General features: G+C 51.7%; 17 protein-coding genes. 7 read left to right on the top strand and 10 right to left on the bottom strand.

Going from position 1 to position 19,326, the window contains the following annotated elements; all coding sequences use genetic code 11:
• Positions 1 to 60: 60 nt before the first annotated feature.
• On the bottom strand, positions 61 to 1,536 hold the full coding sequence (gene lysP / locus E4Z61_RS01945; protein WP_135321291.1) for a lysine-specific permease: 1,476 nt from the start codon (positions 1,534 to 1,536) through the stop codon (positions 61 to 63).
• 158 nt (positions 1,537 to 1,694) lie between these two features.
• Complete coding sequence (gene yieE, locus E4Z61_RS01940; RefSeq protein ID WP_135321290.1) at positions 1,695 to 2,564, bottom strand: DNA-binding transcriptional regulator YeiE; 870 nt, start codon at positions 2,562 to 2,564, stop codon at positions 1,695 to 1,697.
• Between the two features lie 256 nt (positions 2,565 to 2,820).
• On the opposite strand from yieE, the gene E4Z61_RS01935 reads away from it, so the two are divergent.
• The 3 genes from E4Z61_RS01935 to E4Z61_RS01925 all read left to right on the top strand — a co-directional run bounded on the left by E4Z61_RS01935 (position 2,821) and on the right by E4Z61_RS01925 (position 5,896).
• Positions 2,821 to 3,870, top strand: coding sequence for a YeiH family protein (locus E4Z61_RS01935; RefSeq protein WP_135321289.1), 1,050 nt, complete (start codon positions 2,821 to 2,823; stop codon positions 3,868 to 3,870).
• A 71-nt stretch (positions 3,871 to 3,941) separates the two neighbouring features.
• Positions 3,942 to 4,799, top strand: a complete 858-nt coding sequence (nfo, locus tag E4Z61_RS01930; RefSeq protein WP_135321288.1) for a deoxyribonuclease IV — start codon at positions 3,942 to 3,944, stop codon at positions 4,797 to 4,799.
• A 2-nt stretch (positions 4,800 to 4,801) separates the two neighbouring features.
• Positions 4,802 to 5,896, top strand: a complete 1,095-nt coding sequence (locus E4Z61_RS01925; protein ID WP_135321287.1) for a sugar kinase — start codon at positions 4,802 to 4,804, stop codon at positions 5,894 to 5,896.
• Between the two features lie 103 nt (positions 5,897 to 5,999).
• Here E4Z61_RS01925 and E4Z61_RS01920 read toward each other — a convergent pair whose 3' ends face one another.
• The 4 genes from E4Z61_RS01920 to hypT form a co-directional block, all read right to left on the bottom strand.
• The gene (locus tag E4Z61_RS01920; RefSeq protein ID WP_135321286.1) at positions 6,000 to 7,250 is read right to left on the bottom strand and encodes a NupC/NupG family nucleoside CNT transporter; all 1,251 of its coding nucleotides are present in this window, start codon (positions 7,248 to 7,250) and stop codon (positions 6,000 to 6,002) included.
• A gap of 96 nt (positions 7,251 to 7,346) precedes the next feature.
• Complete coding sequence (locus E4Z61_RS01915; protein WP_135321285.1) at positions 7,347 to 8,282, bottom strand: pseudouridine-5'-phosphate glycosidase; 936 nt, start codon at positions 8,280 to 8,282, stop codon at positions 7,347 to 7,349.
• A complete protein-coding gene (locus tag E4Z61_RS01910) occupies positions 8,270 to 9,211 on the bottom strand; it encodes a pseudouridine kinase (RefSeq protein ID WP_135321284.1) in 942 nt (313 codons plus the stop codon). The genes E4Z61_RS01915 and E4Z61_RS01910 overlap by 13 nt, the downstream gene beginning before the upstream one ends.
• Before the next feature lie 299 nt (positions 9,212 to 9,510).
• Positions 9,511 to 10,422, bottom strand: coding sequence for a hypochlorite stress DNA-binding transcriptional regulator HypT (hypT, locus tag E4Z61_RS01905; protein WP_135321283.1), 912 nt, complete (start codon positions 10,420 to 10,422; stop codon positions 9,511 to 9,513).
• Between the two features lie 352 nt (positions 10,423 to 10,774).
• On the opposite strand from hypT, the gene cuyB reads away from it, so the two are divergent.
• Positions 10,775 to 11,494 carry a cysteate racemase gene (gene cuyB, locus E4Z61_RS01900; protein ID WP_135321282.1) on the top strand — a complete coding sequence of 240 codons (720 nt, stop codon included), beginning with the start codon at positions 10,775 to 10,777 and terminating at the stop codon, positions 11,492 to 11,494.
• Positions 11,495 to 11,571: 77 nt separating this feature from the next.
• Positions 11,572 to 12,870 carry an anaerobic C4-dicarboxylate transporter gene (locus E4Z61_RS01895; protein WP_135321281.1) on the top strand — a complete coding sequence of 433 codons (1,299 nt, stop codon included), beginning with the start codon at positions 11,572 to 11,574 and terminating at the stop codon, positions 12,868 to 12,870.
• A 112-nt stretch (positions 12,871 to 12,982) separates the two neighbouring features.
• Here the strand turns inward: E4Z61_RS01895 and fruA are convergent, their stop codons facing one another.
• Genes fruA through fruB form a run of 3 tightly spaced genes read right to left on the bottom strand, consistent with a single transcriptional unit; the run spans position 12,983 to position 16,756 of the window.
• Positions 12,983 to 14,671 carry a PTS fructose transporter subunit IIBC gene (gene fruA / locus E4Z61_RS01890; RefSeq protein ID WP_135321280.1) on the bottom strand — a complete coding sequence of 563 codons (1,689 nt, stop codon included), beginning with the start codon at positions 14,669 to 14,671 and terminating at the stop codon, positions 12,983 to 12,985.
• Between the two features lie 16 nt (positions 14,672 to 14,687).
• Positions 14,688 to 15,626, bottom strand: a complete 939-nt coding sequence (gene fruK, locus E4Z61_RS01885) for a 1-phosphofructokinase (RefSeq protein ID WP_003834544.1) — start codon at positions 15,624 to 15,626, stop codon at positions 14,688 to 14,690.
• Complete coding sequence (gene fruB, locus E4Z61_RS01880; RefSeq protein ID WP_135321279.1) at positions 15,626 to 16,756, bottom strand: fused PTS fructose transporter subunit IIA/HPr protein; 1,131 nt, start codon at positions 16,754 to 16,756, stop codon at positions 15,626 to 15,628. Before fruB ends, fruK begins: the two co-directional genes overlap by 1 nt.
• A 368-nt stretch (positions 16,757 to 17,124) precedes the next feature.
• On the opposite strand from fruB, the gene setB reads away from it, so the two are divergent.
• Complete coding sequence (gene setB, locus E4Z61_RS01875; protein WP_135321278.1) at positions 17,125 to 18,306, top strand: sugar efflux transporter SetB; 1,182 nt, start codon at positions 17,125 to 17,127, stop codon at positions 18,304 to 18,306.
• Here the strand turns inward: setB and E4Z61_RS01870 are convergent.
• The gene (locus tag E4Z61_RS01870; RefSeq protein WP_135321277.1) at positions 18,303 to 18,557 is read right to left on the bottom strand and encodes a YkgJ family cysteine cluster protein; all 255 of its coding nucleotides are present in this window, start codon (positions 18,555 to 18,557) and stop codon (positions 18,303 to 18,305) included. The genes setB and E4Z61_RS01870 overlap by 4 nt on opposite strands.
• Before the next feature lie 157 nt (positions 18,558 to 18,714).
• Here E4Z61_RS01870 and yeiP point away from each other — a divergent pair, with 157 nt between their 5' ends.
• The gene (gene yeiP, locus E4Z61_RS01865; protein ID WP_135321276.1) at positions 18,715 to 19,287 is read left to right on the top strand and encodes an elongation factor P-like protein YeiP; all 573 of its coding nucleotides are present in this window, start codon (positions 18,715 to 18,717) and stop codon (positions 19,285 to 19,287) included.
• The last annotated feature ends 39 nt before the right edge of the window (positions 19,288 to 19,326 follow it).

Below are 19,326 nucleotides of genomic sequence, written 5' to 3'. Positions count from 1 at the left end.
ATAAAAAGCCCCGGCACTTATTATTATGCCGGGGCTTGTTGTTATTTCCTGCCAAACCGCTTAAGACGATTTCTTCACGCGATCCGGGAATTGCATTTCGCTGTAACGCACGAAACGCGTCCCTTTGGTCAGCTTGTAGCCGAACCAGATAATCAGGAACAGCGGGATACCAATATAGGTTGCCATCACGCCGCCCCAGTCAATGGAGTCTCTCAGGAACGCTTCATAGTTCTGACCCAGAGTGATTATCAGGCACAGCACGAACGCAAAGATCGGTCCCAGCGGGAAGAAGCCTGAGCGATACGGCAGATCGTTCACATCACGCCCCTGCATCACGTAACCGCGACGGAAGCGATAGTGACTGATGGCAATCCCCAGCCAGGCGATAAAGCCCGTCATCCCAGAGGTATTCAGCAGCCACAGGTACACGGTCTGGTTGCCAAACATGGATGTCAGGAAGCACAGACCCGCCACCACCGTAGTCGCATACAACGCATTACGCGGAACGCCACCACGAGACAATTTGGCGAAAATACGCGGCGCTTTGCCGTCACATGCCAGGGTGTAGAGCATACGCGTTGAGGCGTACATGCCGGAGTTACCCGCCGACAGCACCGCCGTCAGGATCACGGCGTTCATCACCGCCGCAGCAGAAAGCAGGCCAGCGTGCTGGAATACCAGCGTAAACGGACTGACGCTGATGTCTTTCACATCGTTGCGCAGCAGGCTTGGATCGGTATACGGAATAATCAGGCTGATAATCAGAATAGCGAACACATAGAACAGCAGGATTCGCCAGAACACCTGACGCACCGCGCGCGGAATATTCTTCTCTGGATCTTCAGACTCACCCGCAGCGATACCGATCAGCTCAGTGCCCTGGAAGGAGAAGCCGACGATCATCGCCACGCCGATCATGGCTGCAAAGCCACCGGCAAAAGGCGCGTCTCCCGTGGTCCAGTTGCTCCAGCCCACCGGCTGAGCGCCTTTGAAGATACCGAAAATCATCAGCACGCCAACCGCAATGAAGATAATGACGGTGGTAACTTTGATCAGTGAGAACCAGTACTCCGCTTCACCAAAACCTCTGACCGAAATGTAGTTCAGCAGGAAGATGACGCACAAGAACAGCGCACTCCAGATCCAGCCTGGCGTATCCGGGAACCACCAGCTCATCACCAGTTGCGCGGCCACAAGGTCAACGGCAATGGTTACAGCCCAGTTGTACCAGTAGTTCCAGCCCAGCGCGAAACCAAAGCCTTCTTCTACATAGTTCTGACCGTAGGTGGAGAACGAGCCGGAAACCGGCATATACGCGGCCAGTTCACCGAGACTGGTCATCAGGAAGTACACCATCAGGCCAATCAGGATATAGGAAAACAGCGCGCCGCCTGGACCCGCCGCAGAAATGGTTGCACCAGATGCAACGAAAAGACCCGTACCGATGGAGCCACCAATGGCAATCATCGTCAGGTGGCGCGCCTTCAGTTCACGACGTAGCGTGGGCGCTTCTGTGGTTTTAATTTCGGAAACCATGTGAAAATGCTATCCATCCAAAAAATGAGGCGCGATTGTAGCAGACGAAACGGCATTCTTCCGGCACAAATACGCTGTTATAAGAGACCTTCATGACTGGCCGTGGATTATAAGTAAAGCAGAAAATGGCAGGCATGTTGCCGGACAAAACATCGCCCCTACTGCTGGTCGCTGTAGCGTAAAAAGCGCAGCAGCGCATTCGAGAGATGTTTCTGGCGGTGATGAACGCGCCAAAGGGTACGCACTAAACGTGGCAACGGTACGGATACTTCACTCAACGTTCCCGCCTGAAGTTGCTCCTCAATTACCCGGCGCGACAGGCAGCTAATCCCTAATCCATGACGCACTGCATGCTTAATGGCCTCAGAGTTGCCCAACTCCATGGCCATCTGAAATCGCGGTAAATGAGACAACAGCAGGTAATCCACCAGTTCACGCGTACCGGACCCGCGCTCGCGGAGGATCCACGGTGAAGCAGCCAGTTGCTCCAGCGTCACGGGACCTTTTACCAACGGAGAAGTCGGTGCGGCAAACACCACCAGTTCATCTTCCAGCCAGGGTTCAGAGATAATTTCCGTACTGTGGCAAGGCCCTTCAATCAATCCAATGTCGACCCGAAAATCCAGTACGGCATTAATCACGTCCTGGCTGTTGCCCACGCTCAGCTCCAGCGGCAGATCGGGAAAATCCTGTCGATAGTGGGCGATCATGGCGGGTAAAATGTAATTGCCGATGGTGCTGCTGGCAAAGACGCGAATCGCCCCATTATCTTCACGAAAGAGCTGTTCAATTTCGGCAGTTTGCTCAAGCAGCGCCAATGCGCGGGGATAGAGTAAACGCCCGTGCTCATTAACCACCAGACGTTTGCCCACACGATCGAACAGTTGCACGCCAAGCTGCCCCTCCAAATCGGTCAGGGCCGCGCTCACCGCTGATTGCGACAATGACAGCATGACCGAAGCCTGGGTCGTCGAGCCACTTTTCAGTACCTCAGCAAACACTTCAAGTTGTCGCAGGGTGATATGCATGGTCGTTTTCCTCCAGATGGCCCGCGTTTATACCCTAAATAATTCGAGTTGCAGGCAGGCGGCAAGTGAGTGAGTCCCGATGAGCTTACTCTGGTAAGTGATTCGGGCGAGCGAGCGCAGCCAACGCACATGCAACGTGAAGTATGACGGGTATACCACTTATACAGATTAATTATAAATATATAATCAATTTTATTTTTAAGCCACTTCACCTTACTATTTTCTCCAAGAAAACATTCCATTCACAGGAGGGGTTATGACTGAACTCGCCCTACAGAATCATCGACGTACAGTGTGGCATTTTATTCCGGGGCTTGCCCTGAGCGCAGTAATCACCGGGGCCGCGTTATGGGGTGGTTCTATCCCCGCCGTCGCGGGAGCCGGGTTCAGCGCCCTCACCTTAGCCATTTTACTGGGGATGGTTCTCGGCAACACTGTCTATCCACACATCTGGAAAAGCTGTGACGGCGGCGTACTGTTTGCCAAACAACATTTGTTGCGCCTTGGGATAATCCTCTACGGCTTTCGTCTCACCTTCGCGCAGATTGCGGATGTTGGCGTCAGCGGGATTGTGATCGATGCGCTGACGCTGACCAGCACCTTTATGCTGGCCTGTTTCCTTGGTCAGAAAGTGTTTGGCCTGGACAAACACACCAGTTGGCTGATTGGTGCCGGGAGCAGTATTTGTGGTGCTGCGGCGGTACTGGCAACAGAGCCGGTAGTGAAAGCTGAGGCCAGTAAGGTGACGGTCGCTGTCGCCACCGTAGTCATCTTCGGTACCATTGCTATCTTCCTGTATCCGGCGATGTATCCGCTGCTGGCACACTGGTTTAGCCCGGAAACCTACGGGATTTACATTGGGTCAACCATGCATGAAGTCGCACAGGTTGTCGCTGCCGGACACGCGATTAGCCCGGATGCAGAAAACGCCGCGGTGATTGCCAAAATGCTGCGCGTCATGATGCTGGCTCCGTTCCTCATTCTCCTGGCTGCTCGTGTGAAACAGCTGTCTCCGGCTAACGGTGGCGAAAAGAGCAAAATCACCATTCCGTGGTTTGCCATCCTGTTCATTGTGGTGGCGATCTTTAACTCGTTCCACCTGCTGCCGCAGTCTGTGGTGAACATGCTGGTAACCCTGGATACCGTACTGCTGGCAATGGCAATGGCTGCACTTGGGCTGACCACTCACGTTAGCGCCCTGAAAAAAGCCGGAGCAAAACCCTTACTGATGGCGCTGGTCCTGTTTGCCTGGCTGATTGTAGGTGGTGGTGCAATCAACGTTGCCATCCACGCCCTGATGGCATAATCGACCACGACTAACCCCCGCTGACCCGCTATACTCTCCCCTTTTATATTTGAGTATGGCGGGTTTAATTTATGAAATATATTGGAGCGCACGTAAGCGCCGCTGGCGGCCTGGCAAACGCCGCTATTCGAGCCGCAGAAATCGAAGCGACCGCATTCGCCCTGTTCACCAAAAATCAGCGCCAGTGGCGCGCCGCACCGTTGACCACCGAAGTCATTGATGATTTCAAGTCGGCCTGCGAGAAGTATCACTATACCTCCGCCCAGATCCTGCCTCACGACAGCTACCTGATTAACCTCGGTCACCCGGTCAGCGATGCACTGGAAAAATCACGCGATGCCTTTATTGATGAAATGCAACGTTGTGAGTTGCTGGGGTTATCCCTGCTTAACTTTCATCCGGGCAGCCATTTAATGCAGATCCCGGAAGATGAATGCCTGGCGCGCATTGCCGAGTCCATCAACATTGCTCTCGCGCAGACCCAGGGCGTAACAGCAGTCATCGAAAATACCGCCGGTCAGGGCAGCAATCTTGGGTTTAAGTTTGAACATCTGGCCGCCATTATCGACGGCGTAGAAGACAAATCCCGCGTCGGCGTCTGCATTGATACCTGCCACGCCTTCGCCGCCGGATACGATCTGCGTAGCGCCGCCGAGTGCGAAAAGACCTTTGCGGAGTTTGAACGTATTGTCGGCTTTAACTATTTACGCGGGATGCATCTCAACGATGCCAAGAGCACATTTGGCAGCCGCGTTGACCGCCACCACAGCTTAGGCGAAGGCAACATCGGTCACGATGCCTTCCGTTGGATCATGCAGGACGACCGTTTTGACGGCATTCCGCTGGTCCTGGAAACCATTAATCCGGATATCTGGGCGGAAGAGATAGCCTGGCTGAAAGCGCAGCAAACAGAAAAGGCGGTTGCGTAACCATGAACGACAGAGAAAAGCAGATCCTTAAGATCCTGCGGCGCAATCCGTTAATTCAGCAAAATGAAATTGCGGATATTTTGCAGATCAGCCGTTCGCGCGTCGCTGCACATATTATGGATCTGATGCGCAAAGGAATGATTAAAGGCAAAGGCTATATCCTCACCGAGCAGGATTATTGCGTGGTGGTCGGGGCTATCAATATGGATATTCGCGGCGTCGCTGACATCCATTATCCTCAGGCAGCTTCTCATCCCGGCAGCATTCACTGTTCAGCTGGCGGCGTGGGCCGCAACATCGCTCATAACCTGGCGCTGCTGGGGCGTGATGTGCATTTAATTTCCGCGGTCGGCAGTGATTTTTATGGTGAAACGCTGCTGGAACAGACGCGTCAGGCAGGCGTCAATGTTTCCAGTTGCATTCGACTGCATGGGCATAACACATCAACCTATTTGTCGATCGCCACTCAGCAGGAAGAGACCGTACTGGCAATTAACGATACCCACATCCTGCAACAGTTAACCCCACAACTGTTGAACGGCTCGCGGGATTTGATCCGCCATTGTGGTGTCGTGCTGGCGGATTGTAATCTGACTGCCGAAGCCATTGAGTGGGTCTTTACTATTGCCGATGATATCCCGGTGTTTATTGATACCGTTTCAGAGTTCAAAGCGGCAAAAATGAAAACCTGGTTTACGCGAATTCATACGCTGAAACCCACTCAGAAAGAGCTGGAGATTTTATGGGGTCAACCTATCCATTCAGCTGCCGATCGCTTACTGGCCGTAAACTCCCTGCACCAACAGGGGATAAAACGAATTTTTGTTTGTATGGAAGATGAATCCGTTTTTTGCAGTGAAAAGGACGGAGAGCAATTTTTGCTGACTCCTCCCGCGCATCCGATCGTAGACAATTTTGGAGCTGATGACGCTTTCATGGCCGGATTACTGTACAGTTTTCTGGAAGGTAGCGAGTTCCGTGAGAGTGCCCATTTTGCAATGGCCTGTGCGGCATTATCGCGTGCCAGCGTCAGTATCAATAACCCAACGCTCTCCGCCGATAACGCGCTGTATCTGCTGCAAACCTCCCAGGTCTGAACACAATGCCGATGGCGGCATAAACGCCTTATCCGGCCTACAGGATCGCACATCTTGTAGGTCGGATAAGGCGCAAAGCGTCGCCTTCCGGCAATATCACTGGCTACGCTAAACCAATAAAGAAACCGGCTATCGTGGCGCTCATCAGGTTTGAGAGCGTAGCCGCAGCCAGTGCACGCATCCCAAGTTGCGCGATTTCCGGTGCGCGTTGTGGCGCAATGGCGGAAAATGCCCCGACAACAACGCCAATCGAGCCAAAGTTAGCAAAACCGCACAGGGCGAACGAAATAATCGCAATGGTCTTCACATCCAACGTCCCTGCGGTTTGCAGATACGGGGAGAAGTTGAGATAGGCAACGAACTCGTTAATCGCCAGTTTCTGTCCGATCAGGCTACCCGCCAGCGTCGCATCGCTCCAGTCCACCCCCATAATCCAGGCCAAAGGTGCCAGAACCCAACCAAAAATCCCTTCAAGCGAGGCGTGCCCAAAGCCAAACCAACCGCCAATACCGCCAATAATGCCGTTAATCAGCGCGATAATGGCGACAAATGCCATCACAACCGTCGCCACACCTGCGGCAATTTTTAGGCCGGTCATTGCGCCGCTGGCCGCCGCTTCAATGATGCTTTTCGGCGGCGTTTCAGTAAACGACAGGTTTTCAAAGGTGACGCTGGATGCTTCCGTCGCCGGGCTCAGCATGCGCGCAAACAAAATACCACCTGGGATTGCCATCAACGATGCCGCCAGCAAATAGTCAATCGGTACGCCCATTCCGGCGTAACCAATCATCATCGAACCGGCGATAGAAGCCATACCGCTACAAATCGCAGTAAATAGCTCGTTGCGATTCAGGCGGTCAATAAACGGTTTCACAATGGCCGGGATCTCATTTTGTCCGAGGAAAATGGTCGTCACCGCAACAAAAGATTCAATCTTACTAATGTTCAGCGCTTTCTGAAAAATACCGCCAAGGACACGAATCAGCAGCCCCATCACGCCAATGTAGTACAGCAGGCTAATCAGTGCGGTGACAAAAATGATGGCCGGGAGAACGCGAAAGGCGAAAATAAAACCGGCACCGTCAAACAGCACATCCATTTTTGGCCCTACCAGCGAACCAAAGATAAATGCACTCCCCGCATCGCTGTAGGACATCACCTTGTGGACACCGAGCGCAGCCTGCTCAACCAGCCATTTTCCCGGCGGGAAATACAGCATAATTCCACCGATGGCAATTTGCAGTACCAGTGCGGCCCCAACGGTACGCAAACTAATACGTTTTTTATTTACTGACAGCAGAAACGCGATAGTCAGTAACACCACCATGCCCACAACACTTCTCATTATATCCATAATGAAATTCCCTTCATGCCAGGAAACCCGGCGTTAGCGCCAGGTTTTGGTAGGTTTAATATTCGCGGGCGACCGCTTTCTGCCCGTAAAATTCGGTCAAACGAGGCGTTGATATTCCTTCGCAATCTCGCAAGCCAGTACCGCGTTGTTGAACACCAGTTGAATATTCGATTTCAGGCTGTCGCCTCCGGTAAGTTCCGCCACCCGAGCCAGCAGGAACGGCGTACTCTCTTTACCTACCACCCCCTGCTCTTCCGCTTCTTTCACCGCCCGATCGATTGCCGCATTTATTTTCTCTTCTGCCATCGCAAACTGCTCAGGGATCGGGTTTGCGACAACCAAACCGCCATTCAGCCCGGTTTGCCATTTCACCGCCATTGCGCGCGCAATCTCCTTCGCACTGTCCAGACGGATACTGACCTCAAACGGGCTGGTACGGCAGAAAAATGCTGGCAACGCGGTGGTCTGATAACCAATTAATGGCACGCCGAAGGTTTCCAGATATTCGGTGGTTAATCCGAGGTCGAGAATAGATTTCGCCCCCGCACAAATGACCGTCACATTGGTATGCGCCAGTTCCTGTAGATCGGCAGATATATCAAACGTATGTTCAGCCCCACGGTGAACTCCGCCAATACCACCGGTTGCAAAGACTTTAATTCCAGCCAAAGCGGCAATAATCATGGTAGACGCGACGGTCGTCGCACCATTTTTTCCTGCGGCAACCACAAACGGTAGATCGCGACGACTCACTTTCGTCACGTTATGCCCTTCACGGCCTAACAGTTCAATTTCCTCTTTACTCAAGCCAACTTTCATTACCCCGCCAATAATGGCAATAGTTGCAGGTACAGCGCCGTGCTTACGAATTGTTTCTTCTACTTCAATCGCTGTCTGTGCATTTTGTGGGAATGGCATGCCATGAGAAATAATGGTCGACTCAAGTGCAACAATCGGTTTTTTACTGTTTAAAGCGTCCTGTACTTCTGGCGATATTTGTAATAATTCAGAGGAAAGAGTTAATTCAGACATTCTGTGTTCTCCACTATTGAGCTAACATTCGCAACAGATAAATCAGGGTTATTGGTATATTCACAGGCCAACGCCATTGATGAGCAACCCTGCGCAAATCGAACCGAATCAATAAAGGGCATACCGTCTACCCAGCAGGAAGCCAAACCGGCCATCATCGCATCGCCTGCCCCCGTCACATTAATTACGTTGGTTTTAATCGGAAGCGACCAGCCGCTATTCCCGGTGATATTGCTATAATAAACGCCGTCTCCACCCATGCTGAGCACCAGACGATTTAAACCGCGCTCGTGAAACCATGCGGCGACTTTCCCGACATCTTCACGTCCAGAGAGTGCAATTCCACTCAACGTTTCTGCTTCAAGCCGATTAGGTTTTAAGGTATGAATTCTGCCGAGTCGTTCGCGAATTTTGACGCATTTCCATGCCGATACCGGATCCACAAACACCGGGACTTCTCCTGCATGTTCCAGCACCCATGCCAGTGCGTCTTCACTGATATTACAATCAGCAATAATCACTTTCGCACCACGAATAAAATCGAAATGTTGCGACAAAAACGCTGCTGAAATGTGATCGGTTATACTCATATCATTAATAGCGACCAGCATTTCGCCCGTGTTATCCAGCAGCGACAAATAACTTGATGTATTTTCCCCTGGCACAATCAGGCATTTATCAACATAGACGCCTGATTGATTGGTCTGCGCTAGTAATGACTGTCCATAAAAATCGTTACCCACCGCAGTCAGCAGCCATGAGTTTTTCCCGAGTAACGCTAAATTATGTGCAATATTACGCCCCACGCCACCTGGGGTGAATTTTATCTTTCCAGGATTCGAATCCGCATAATTCAGAGAAGCATGCGAATATCCGGCAACATCCATATTGGCCGAACCAATGGTTACTACGTATTCCTTTTCACGCACAGCACGCCCCCTGGCAATAAAATGCCACAAATGAGATCGTTAAAAATAACAACCGCCACACATGAGATTATTAGAGCAAATGTTCATATGTGAACATGTGTTCATAGTATGCATGTTTTTGGCAAAGTAAATCCATTCGCAAGATCAAAAGCGAATAGATATGAACAGAATCACAATTTTCTTTAGATACAGTTTGCAAGAGAGGAGAAAGTTGAGAGCCAGGACACAAATTGAGCAGATAAAGAAGTATCCTCCGCCATAGCCGAGGTTTTCTGATGCGCCGGACGTACCGGCGCGCTTCAGGCGAGTGAAATCAGATCTTCTGGCATATGATTATGCAAGATACGCCAGAATTGCTCGGCCGTTTTATTCAACCGGGTATCCATCCGGTAAATATAGGCCTGAATTGGCACCATCAGCTCCGGCGTAGCCAAGCAAACCAAGCGCTTAGCACGCAATTCATTAGCGATCGACCACGCAGGCAGCCAGGCGATACCATGCCCGTCAAGTGCCATATTTTTCAGTAATTCACTCATCGAAGACATCAATAACGTACGCGCCGCAATACCACCAACGTCCGCCAGATGCCGATTAACCAGCCGTCCCATATAAGACGCGCTGGTATAGTTAAGCACCGGCACCTGTGGCTGATAGATATCAAACAAAGGTTTCCCCTGCTCATCAGCAGCACAAACGGGATACAGCTCAGACTCAAACACTTTCAGTCCGCAGAAAGGCGACTGCATCAAGTCTTCGTCGCGAAATGAGATAATAAAATCACTTTTTCCTTCTCGCAGGGTATTTACCGCCTGCACAACATCAATCGCCTCAACGTGATAAACAAATTCTTCACCGTAGGCTGCCATCGCATGCACTAATCTGGGCAACATGGTCAGCGACAGAGAATGCGCTGCGGCTATTTTTATATTCGGCACCCCAAGCAGGTTATGACCGCTTAGCTCATCCAGATTGCATTCAAGTTGTTGTAGCAGGCTTCGGGTTTGCGAGTGGAATAACTTCCCCTCTTCCGTCAACTGTAGCGGTGAAGTTGTACGATCGAATAACATGACGCCAACGGCTGACTCGAGCGCCTTGATCCGCCGGCTAAATGCAGGTTGGGATATATTGCGCGCCTCGGCGGCCTGGGAAAAATGTCGGCAAGCTTCCAGCGTCAGGAAATCATATAACCATTTTGTCTCAATATTTTTCATTTTTATCACGCCGATGTTTAAATATGTCGATTAGCATAAAACATCATGCCTGAATTTATCAGCAAAGAGCATTGACTCTTAGCAATTAACGATTCATTTTTTGCATAACACCTTCACTTTTGACATTAACAGTCTGTTCTTCCCGCCCCCGCCACTGCGGCTCATTTCCCGCCAGGCGCCACGTCTCCCACAGCAAACCGTTCTTCTGTGCATGTAAAAAAACCGCAACCATGCGCGTTTTGCATCAACATAAACATTATTGCATTTCTCTTCGGTGTTATCTGCTGTTAAACAGTAACGCAAGAAATAAAACTCTCGCGGATATTAATAACAGTCAATCGAGGTATAAATCGTGAAAGGTTTAATTGGCGTACTTGGCGGTATGGGTCCTGCGGCAACCGTTGATCTCTTTAATAAGTTTGTCACGTTTACAGCAGCACAGCGCGATCAGGAACATATCCCATTAATTATTTCATCTATACCTGACATTCCTGACCGCACTGATGCTCTGATGCATCATGGACGATCCCCGCTTCCGGCGATGCGCGACTATCTACATAAACTCGAAGACGCCGGTGCGGAGTGTATTGTGATTCCTTGCAATACCGCCCATTTCTGGTTCAAAGAGTTAAAAGATGCCTGCCATATCGACCTGCTTAGCATCGTTGAAACCACAATGAATGAAGTCGAGAACTGCGGGAAATCCCGTATCGGACTGCTGGCAACCAACGCCACGCTCTACATGGGACTCTACCAAAAAGGTATCGAGTCGCTTGGCTTATCTTGTATCAGTCCTGATACCACGGGTCAGGAAAAAGTCATGGAAAGTATTTATTGCTTAAAAGCAGGCGATATTAAACGCGCTCAAGAATTGATGAATGAACAGGCTGAAATTCTCTTCTCACGTGGCGCTGAGGTCATTGTCCTGGGCTGTACGGAAGTCCCCGTCATTCTTGCCGATGCGGTCAAACAGTTACCTGACAAATATATTGACTCAACAGGTTCATTAGTTCGCGCCGGAATTAAATGGTATGAAAAAAGAGTAGGAAAACACCATCTTCTGGCGCAATAACAATCACGTTCCAATTTAATAATCACATCTAATAAACACTCACCTTTAATGACAATAATTGTCTGGCGGAGGCCATCATGATTTGGCTAGAAATTATCGTAGTATTAGGCGCAATATTTTTTGGTATTCGACTCGGCGGAATTGGTATCGGCTTATGCGGTGGTCTGGGGCTGGCAATTCTAACGCTAGGGTTTGGTCTCCCCATCGGCTCCCCGCCAGTGGACGTCATTCTTATTATTATGACGGTTGTCGTGGCAGCATCTACACTACAAGCCGCAGGGGGTATGGACTATCTGGTTCGTATTGCTGGGAATTTTATGCGGCGTAACCCTAAATATATCAATATTATTGCGCCGATTATTACCTGGTCGATGACGATTATGGCGGGGACCGGATTTATTGTTTTTTCTACCCTACCGGTCATTGCCGAAGTGGCCAAAGAGTCCGGTATCCGCCCTTCCCGCACGCTCGCAGGATCCGTCGTGGCGTCCCAGGTAGCGATATCCGGGTCGCCAATCAGTGCCGCTATGGCGGCAATGCTGACTATCATGGAAGGAAACGGCGTCAGCTTTATTCAGGTTATGGCGGTATGTCTGCCAGCCTCGTTTGTTGCTGCAATGGCCGCCGCATTTATCGCTTCACGCCAGGGATGCGAGCTTCAGGATGATGAAGTGTATCTGGAACGTCTGCAAAAAGGTCTGGTCCGTAAATATGAAGGACAGAGCAGTACGACGCCAGGCGCCGTGCTCTCTGTCGCTCTGTTTATGCTGGCAACAGTTGCCATCGTTATTCTTGCCGCCTGCCCTCAGTTACGCCCCGGATTCGACGTTGGTACCCCGATGAATACGCGGGATATCATCATAATCTGCATGCTATCTGCCGCTTGTCTGATGGTAGTGTTATGCAAAACCTCCACAGATTCGATTGTACTGACATCCACTTTTCGTGCGGGCATGAGTTCGCTGGCGGTGATCCTCGGAATTGTGACGTTAGGTACAACCTTCATCGATGCTCACCTGGCGGAGATTAAAGATCTCGCGGGCGATATTTTACGGGCTTATCCTATGCTGCTGGCACTGGTACTCTTTGGTACCTGCGCACTTCTCTATTCGCAAGGAGCAACCACGCCGCTGATTATCCCACTCGCAATAGCCCTCGGCATGCCCACATGGGCTATTTTGGCCTCCTATGTGGCGGTAACCGGTGTGTTTGTCCTGCCTACCTATCCTACTTCGCTGGCGGCAATGGAGTTCGATACCACGGGGACAACGCGTGTCGGCAAGTATGTCTTAAACCATCCGTTCATGTTGCCCGGACTCGGCGGCATCATTGCTGGCGTTGCCTTTGGCTTTATCATTGCACCAATGATTGCATGAGATAATAAATGACGGTTTACATTGCGGTGATGTAAGGCCGCTAGCCTCAACGACAGGAATGTGCAGATCAAAAAAAGGGCAGAGAAATCTCTGCCCTTTTATCCGCGTTTAATTATGCCGCTTTAGCAACAGCATCCTCTTCCGGGCGTTTCAGGAAGGCATAAGACAGACCCGCCACCAGCGTACCGGCAATAATCGCCAGCAGGTATCCCACTACTGGCGTAATCGCGCCAGGGATCAACAGCACGAACAAGCCGCCGTGGGGTGCCATCAGCTTCGCACCCACCGCCATTGAGAGTGCACCTGTCAGCGCACCACCGACGATGCAGCATGGCAACACACGCATTGGGTCGCGGGCGGCGAACGGAATCGCGCCTTCAGTGATGAAGCACAAACCCAGCACCAGCGCCGCTTTGCCCCCTTCACGCTGCGCGTTGTCGAATTTACGACGCGCTACCAGCGTAGCCAAACCCAACGCCAGCGGTGGTACCATCCCCGCAGCCATAATGGCCGCCATCGGTGCATACGTCTGCGTACTGAGCAGGCCCACACCGAACGCATACGCAGCTTTGTTCACCGGGCCGCCCATGTCGGTACACATCATGCCGCCAAGAATCGCACCGAGCAGTACCGCGTTCGCCGTCCCCATGGTTTGCAGCCAGTGAGTCAGGCTTTCCAGGATACCGGCAACCGGTTTACCAATCAGGTAAATCATGGCCAGACCAACCACCAGGCTTGAGAGCAGCGGAATGATTAGGATCGGCTTCAGCGCTTCCATACTCTGCGGCAACTTCAGCTTGGTGCTGATAAGCTTCGCCACATAACCGGCAAGGAAACCGGCAATGATCCCGCCGATAAAACCAGAACCAGTACTTACCGCCAGCATACCGCCGATAAGACCTGGCGTAAGGCCGGGACGGTCAGCAATGGAAAACGCAATGTAACCGGCCAGAACCGGCACCATCAGCGCGAACGCTGAGCCGCCACCAATCTGCATCAACGCCGCAGCCAGCGTACCCGGCTCTTCAAACGCTTTAATACCAAACGCAAAAGACAGTGCAATACACAGACCACCGGCAACCACCATCGGCAGCATGTAAGACACACCTGTCAACAAGTGACGGTACGCACCTGCGCTCTCTTTTTTACCTTCTGTTGCCCCAGACTGACTTTTACCTGCGGGCTGGTACGGTGTCGCCTCATCTACCGCTTTATCCAGTTCCTGCTTGGTTTTCTTCAGCGCCAGACCGGTTGACGTGCGGTACATCGGTTTTCCGGCAAACTTCGCCAGATCAACTTCAATGTCAGCCGCCACAATTACCAGATCAGCCTGTGCCACCTCTTCCGGGGTAATAGCATTGCCTGCGCCGACTGAGCCACGGGTTTCAACCTTCACCCACCAGCCGCGTTTTTTCGCTTCGGTTTCAATAGCTTCAGCGGCCATAAACGTATGTGCCACACCGGTCGGACAAGCCGTCACCGCCACCACGCGTTTTGGACCACTGCTGGTCACAGGTACTGTCGCAACCGGGGCGCTGTAAGGTTTTGCATGGCCTTTCGCTTCGCTCAGGAACAGTTCAGGATGCGCAACCGCACGACCAATATCGCCCAGCCAGACTATTTTGCCGTTCAGCGCACTGTCGTTAGGGAGGGTGTCACCCAGGACAATCGCCATCTCTGCATCATTCGGATTATCGATAATATCCAGATGCGCTTTTTTCGCCGCCGCTCCAAGCAAGGTTTTCGCCATGTAAGCACGAGCCTGGCCGAGATTAGCGTCAATAATCAGCAGCGTTTTCATTATGCATCTCCTGCTGTCAGTTAAACGGTTTTAAGTCGACACGCGCCATCATTGCGGCCAACTGAGGACGATCGGTAATACCCACATTGCTTTGGCTTACCGCCAGAGCGGCAACAGCGGTCGCCAGACGCAGAGTATGTTCGCTGGACTCACGCATCAGCAGGCCATAAATCAGACCACCAACCATCGAATCACCTGCGCCTACTGTGCTGACCACCTCAACTGACGGCGGTTTAGCAATCCACTCACCTGAAGCGTTAACCCACAGCGCACCTTCCGCGCCAAGCGAAATCACCACGTGAGCAATACCCTGCTCGCGCAGCGCATGCGCCGCTTCAATCACATCTTTCATTTCCGGCAGCTTACGGCCTGCCCAGATTTCCAGCTCACGACGGTTTGGTTTCACCAGCCACGGTGCCGCTTTCAGACCCGCTACCAGCGCTTCACGACTACTATCAAAGATAATGCAAGGACACTGACTGCGCAGGCGCGTCATCCAGTCGGTGAATGCTTCCGGGCTCACGCCGGTCGGCAAACTTCCGCTGACGCACACCATGTCGAACTGACCCAACCAGCTCAGGGAGTCATTCACAAAGCGTTCCCAGTCGGCTGGGGTAACTTCAAAACCGGAGAAATTGAAGTCGGATACTTCACCGTCTTTTTCAGTCAACTTAACGTTAATGCGCGTACGTCCCTGCACCACCTGAAAACGGTTCGCAATGCCCAGCTCGCTGAACAATTGCTGAAAGCCATCCTGGTTGTCTTTCCCCAGAAAACCGCCCACCGTGACGTCGATACCCAAATCTTTCAGTACCTTAGCAACGTTAATGCCTTTGCCTGCGGCGTGCAGTCCGGTCGTTTTTACCAGATTCACTTCACCGCGTTCAATTTCCGGGCAGAAACCCACCAGGTCGTAGGCCGGGTTCAGGGTGATAGTTGCCACACGTCTGCTCATTACGCGCCCTCCCCAAGACCGGCTGCAATGGCGTCGCCAATCGCTTTCAGCGCCTGTTCAGCATCCTCACCCTGTGCGGTAAAGCGCAGGTGATGTCCTTTTTTCACGCCTAATGCCACAACTTTCATCAGACTGCGTCCATTCGCCGGCTTGCCGGTTCCATCAAGATTTGTCACGGTAATTTCACTGTTAAATTGTTTAATGGTATTCACCAGCATGGTGCCCGGACGGGCATGTAAACCATGCTCATTGCGCACGACAAACTCTGCGCTCAGTACATCATCAGTCAATGCGTCATCGCTGGTCAGCAGCGCCAGTACGGTAGCTGCATCCGCTTTCAGCAAACGGTCAGCTTTATTCTCCAGCAGTAAATCGCTAAGACGCTTGAGCACCGCTACGGGCTGCTCATCATTCATCGCAACGGTAACCAATAGCGCGACTGTTTCGCCCTGTACGTCGAACGCAGTTGCCGCACGGCTGACGGCGATAGCGCTGCGCAGATTGCCTTCAGCACAATCATTCAGCCAGATCCCCTGGCCGAGGTTCAGCGGTTGTTCATTGATCGCTCTGGCAACAAAGTTGGCATCAACCGCACCAGCTTCTTTCAGACGTGCGGCGTTCAGCGCCTGCAGTGTGACCAGCGAGCTGGCGACAACGTCCAGCGACAGCGTTTCGTTATCAAGCTTCAGCTGTTCGCTTTGCTTTTCCCCCATCAGCAACGCACGCAGTTCTTCTGCTGTCGTGGCTGATTTCAGCTGTTCAGCCACCGAATCATCGCTGAGTACGTGCGTCAGCTGACGCAACAAACCCAGATGTTCATCGGAGCTGGCCGCAATACCGATAGCCACATACGCAACCTGGCCTTCGCCCCAGGTAATACCCTGTGGAAACTGGAATACCTGCACCCCAGTTTTCAGCACCTGGTCACGCGTGTCCGTGGTGCCGTGTGGAATAGCAATACCGTTACCGAGGAAAGTAGACGTTTGCTGCTCGCGAGCCAGCATGCCGTCAACATAGCCTTCCGCGACGTTACCTGCCAGCACTAACGCAGCAGCAACCAGGCGAATGGCCTCTTCTTTGTTTCCGGCCTGTTCGCCCGGGTGAATATCTTGAACAGATAACTGGAACATGGTTCTCCTCTCCTGCTGAATTGAAACGATTCAGCTAACATGAGAAAAAAGGCGTCATCTGACTCTATCAGTTATGCCGAGATGACGCTGAAACGTTTCAAGAAGTTTTGCTCTTTCTGCTTCAGCACGCAAGTAAAGTTAGCAACTTACTTGCTAAATTTAGATATGACGCACATTTTTTCTACTGTGAATCTTAAAATGCTGACGGAAAAATGACGTCAACTACACAGTTTCAGCATCGTCAGCAGACTGTTTTCGTAGACTGAAATGGTATTTTGATTTTTCATGCCGATTTTGATTTCGCGCCCTGTTTATTTTCTGACAGGCGGCGTAAACTCCGCGTCTCTTCAAATCACAGATATTGAAACATGCATAACACCCCGGTAGCCGCCACCCCCAAGTCGTTTGATTTAACGTCTTCGGCGTTCCTGCTTGTCGCTTTTCTTACGGGTATCGCCGGCGCATTGCAGACCCCTACGCTCAGCCTTTTTCTGACTGATGAAGTTCATGCCCGCCCGGGAATGGTCGGTTTCTTTTTTACCGGTAGCGCCGTCATCGGCATTCTGGTGAGCCAGTTTTTAGCTGGACGTTCTGATAAAAAAGGCGATCGCAAAAACCTGATCGTGTTTTGCTGCGTACTGGGGATGCTGGCCTGCGTGCTGTTTGCCTGGAATCGTAACTATTTTATTTTGCTGTTTGTTGGCGTATTCCTCAGTAGCTTTGGATCGACCGCGAACCCGCAAATGTTTGCCCTCGCCCGCGAACATGCCGATCGCACAGGCCGGGAAGCCGTTATGTTCAGCTCCATTTTACGTGCTCAGGTTTCGCTGGCATGGGTGATTGGTCCGCCGCTGGCCTACGCGCTGGCCATGGGTTTTAGCTTTACGGTGATGTACCTGAGCGCCGCCGTTGCGTTTATCGTCTGCGGCGTCATGGTTTGGCTGTTCTTACCGTCGATGAACAAAAATGCGTCCCTTGCCACAGGCGCAGTAGAAGCGCCACGCCGTAATCGGCGCGATACGCTGCTGCTTTTTGCTATCTGCACATTAATGTGGGGCACCAACAGCCTGTACATCATTAATATGCCGCTGTTTATCATCAACGAACTGCACCTGCCGGAAAAGCTCGCAGGCATCATGATGGGCACCGCCGCCGGACTGGAAATCCCGACCATGCTGATTGCCGGATACTTCGCTAAGCGTCTGGGCAAACGACTGTTGATGAAAATTGCTGTGGTCGCCGGATTTTTCTTTTATGCCGGGATGCTGCTGGCGCATTCACCGGCCATTTTGCTCAGCTTACAGCTGCTGAACGCGATTTACATCGGTATCCTCGGCGGTATTGGCATGCTCTATTTCCAGGACTTAATGCCGGGACAGGCGGGTTCTGCAACCACCCTGTACACCAACACCATCCGCGTGGGCTGGATTATTGCCGGATCGCTTGCGGGTATCGCCGCTGAAATCTGGAATTATCATTCAGTGTTCTGGTTTGCGCTGGTGATGATTATCGCCACGGTATTTTGCCTGGCGCGGATCAAAGACGTTTAAGGTGCGGTGAGCGTTTCAAGCTCAATAAGGTACACCATGGCCTGATGCGTCGTTTGCCCGCACATTTCCGCATTGGGCTGCAAACCGGCACACACTTTTGGGCGTAGTGCGGAGCCAAAAATTTTACAACGCAGGGATTCATCAAGCTGGATGCATGGCGTATTAGCAGGTTTGCCATCAGGCATGCCGGGGATGGGGCTAGAGATAGAAGGCGCAGTGCAACATGCACCACAATCCGGACGGCATTCCATACAGTATTCTCTTTAAGGTAAACCTGCGGATTGTGTAGGTAGCGAACAGTAACACTATTTATGCATAGGCAAAAGTGTGAATTCCGCTTGCCTGAACGACCCGGCGCGAGTAGTTTGACGCGATATTTTAGACACTCCTCACTACAGGATTTTTTCGATGCCAAGAGCGAACGAAATTAAAAAAGGTATGGTACTGAACTACAATGGCAAACTGCTGATTGTAAAAGATATCGATATTCAATCTCCGTCAGCACGTGGTGCCGCCACGCTGTACAAAATGCGTTTTTCTGATGTCCGTACCGGTCTGAAAGTCGAAGAGCGCTTCAAAGGCGACGATATCGTTGACACCGTTACCCTGAGCCGTCGTGGCGTTGATTTCTCCTACGTCGATGGCAACGAATATGTCTTTATGGATAAAGAAGACTATACCCCGTATACCTTCACCAAAGACCAGATTGAAGAAGAACTGCTGTTCATCCCGGAAGGCGGGATGCCGGATATGCAGGTTCTGATCTGGGACGGCCAACTGCTGGCGCTTGAGCTGCCGCAGACGGTTGATCTGGAGATCGTGGAAACAGCGCCGGGCATTAAAGGCGCGTCAGCAAGTGCGCGTAACAAACCTGCAACGCTGAGCACCGGTCTGGTTATCCAGGTTCCTGAGTATCTGAGCGCGGGTGAGAAAATCCGCATTCATATCGAAGAACGCCGCTATATGGGACGTGCAGACTAATTTCTCTGCCGTAATGTTGATCTAAAGGGACAGCACAGG

Source organism: Citrobacter tructae (genome assembly GCF_004684345.1).
GTDB lineage: Bacteria > Pseudomonadota > Gammaproteobacteria > Enterobacterales > Enterobacteriaceae > Citrobacter > Citrobacter tructae.
This window is presented reverse-complemented; position numbering and strand designations above follow the sequence as displayed.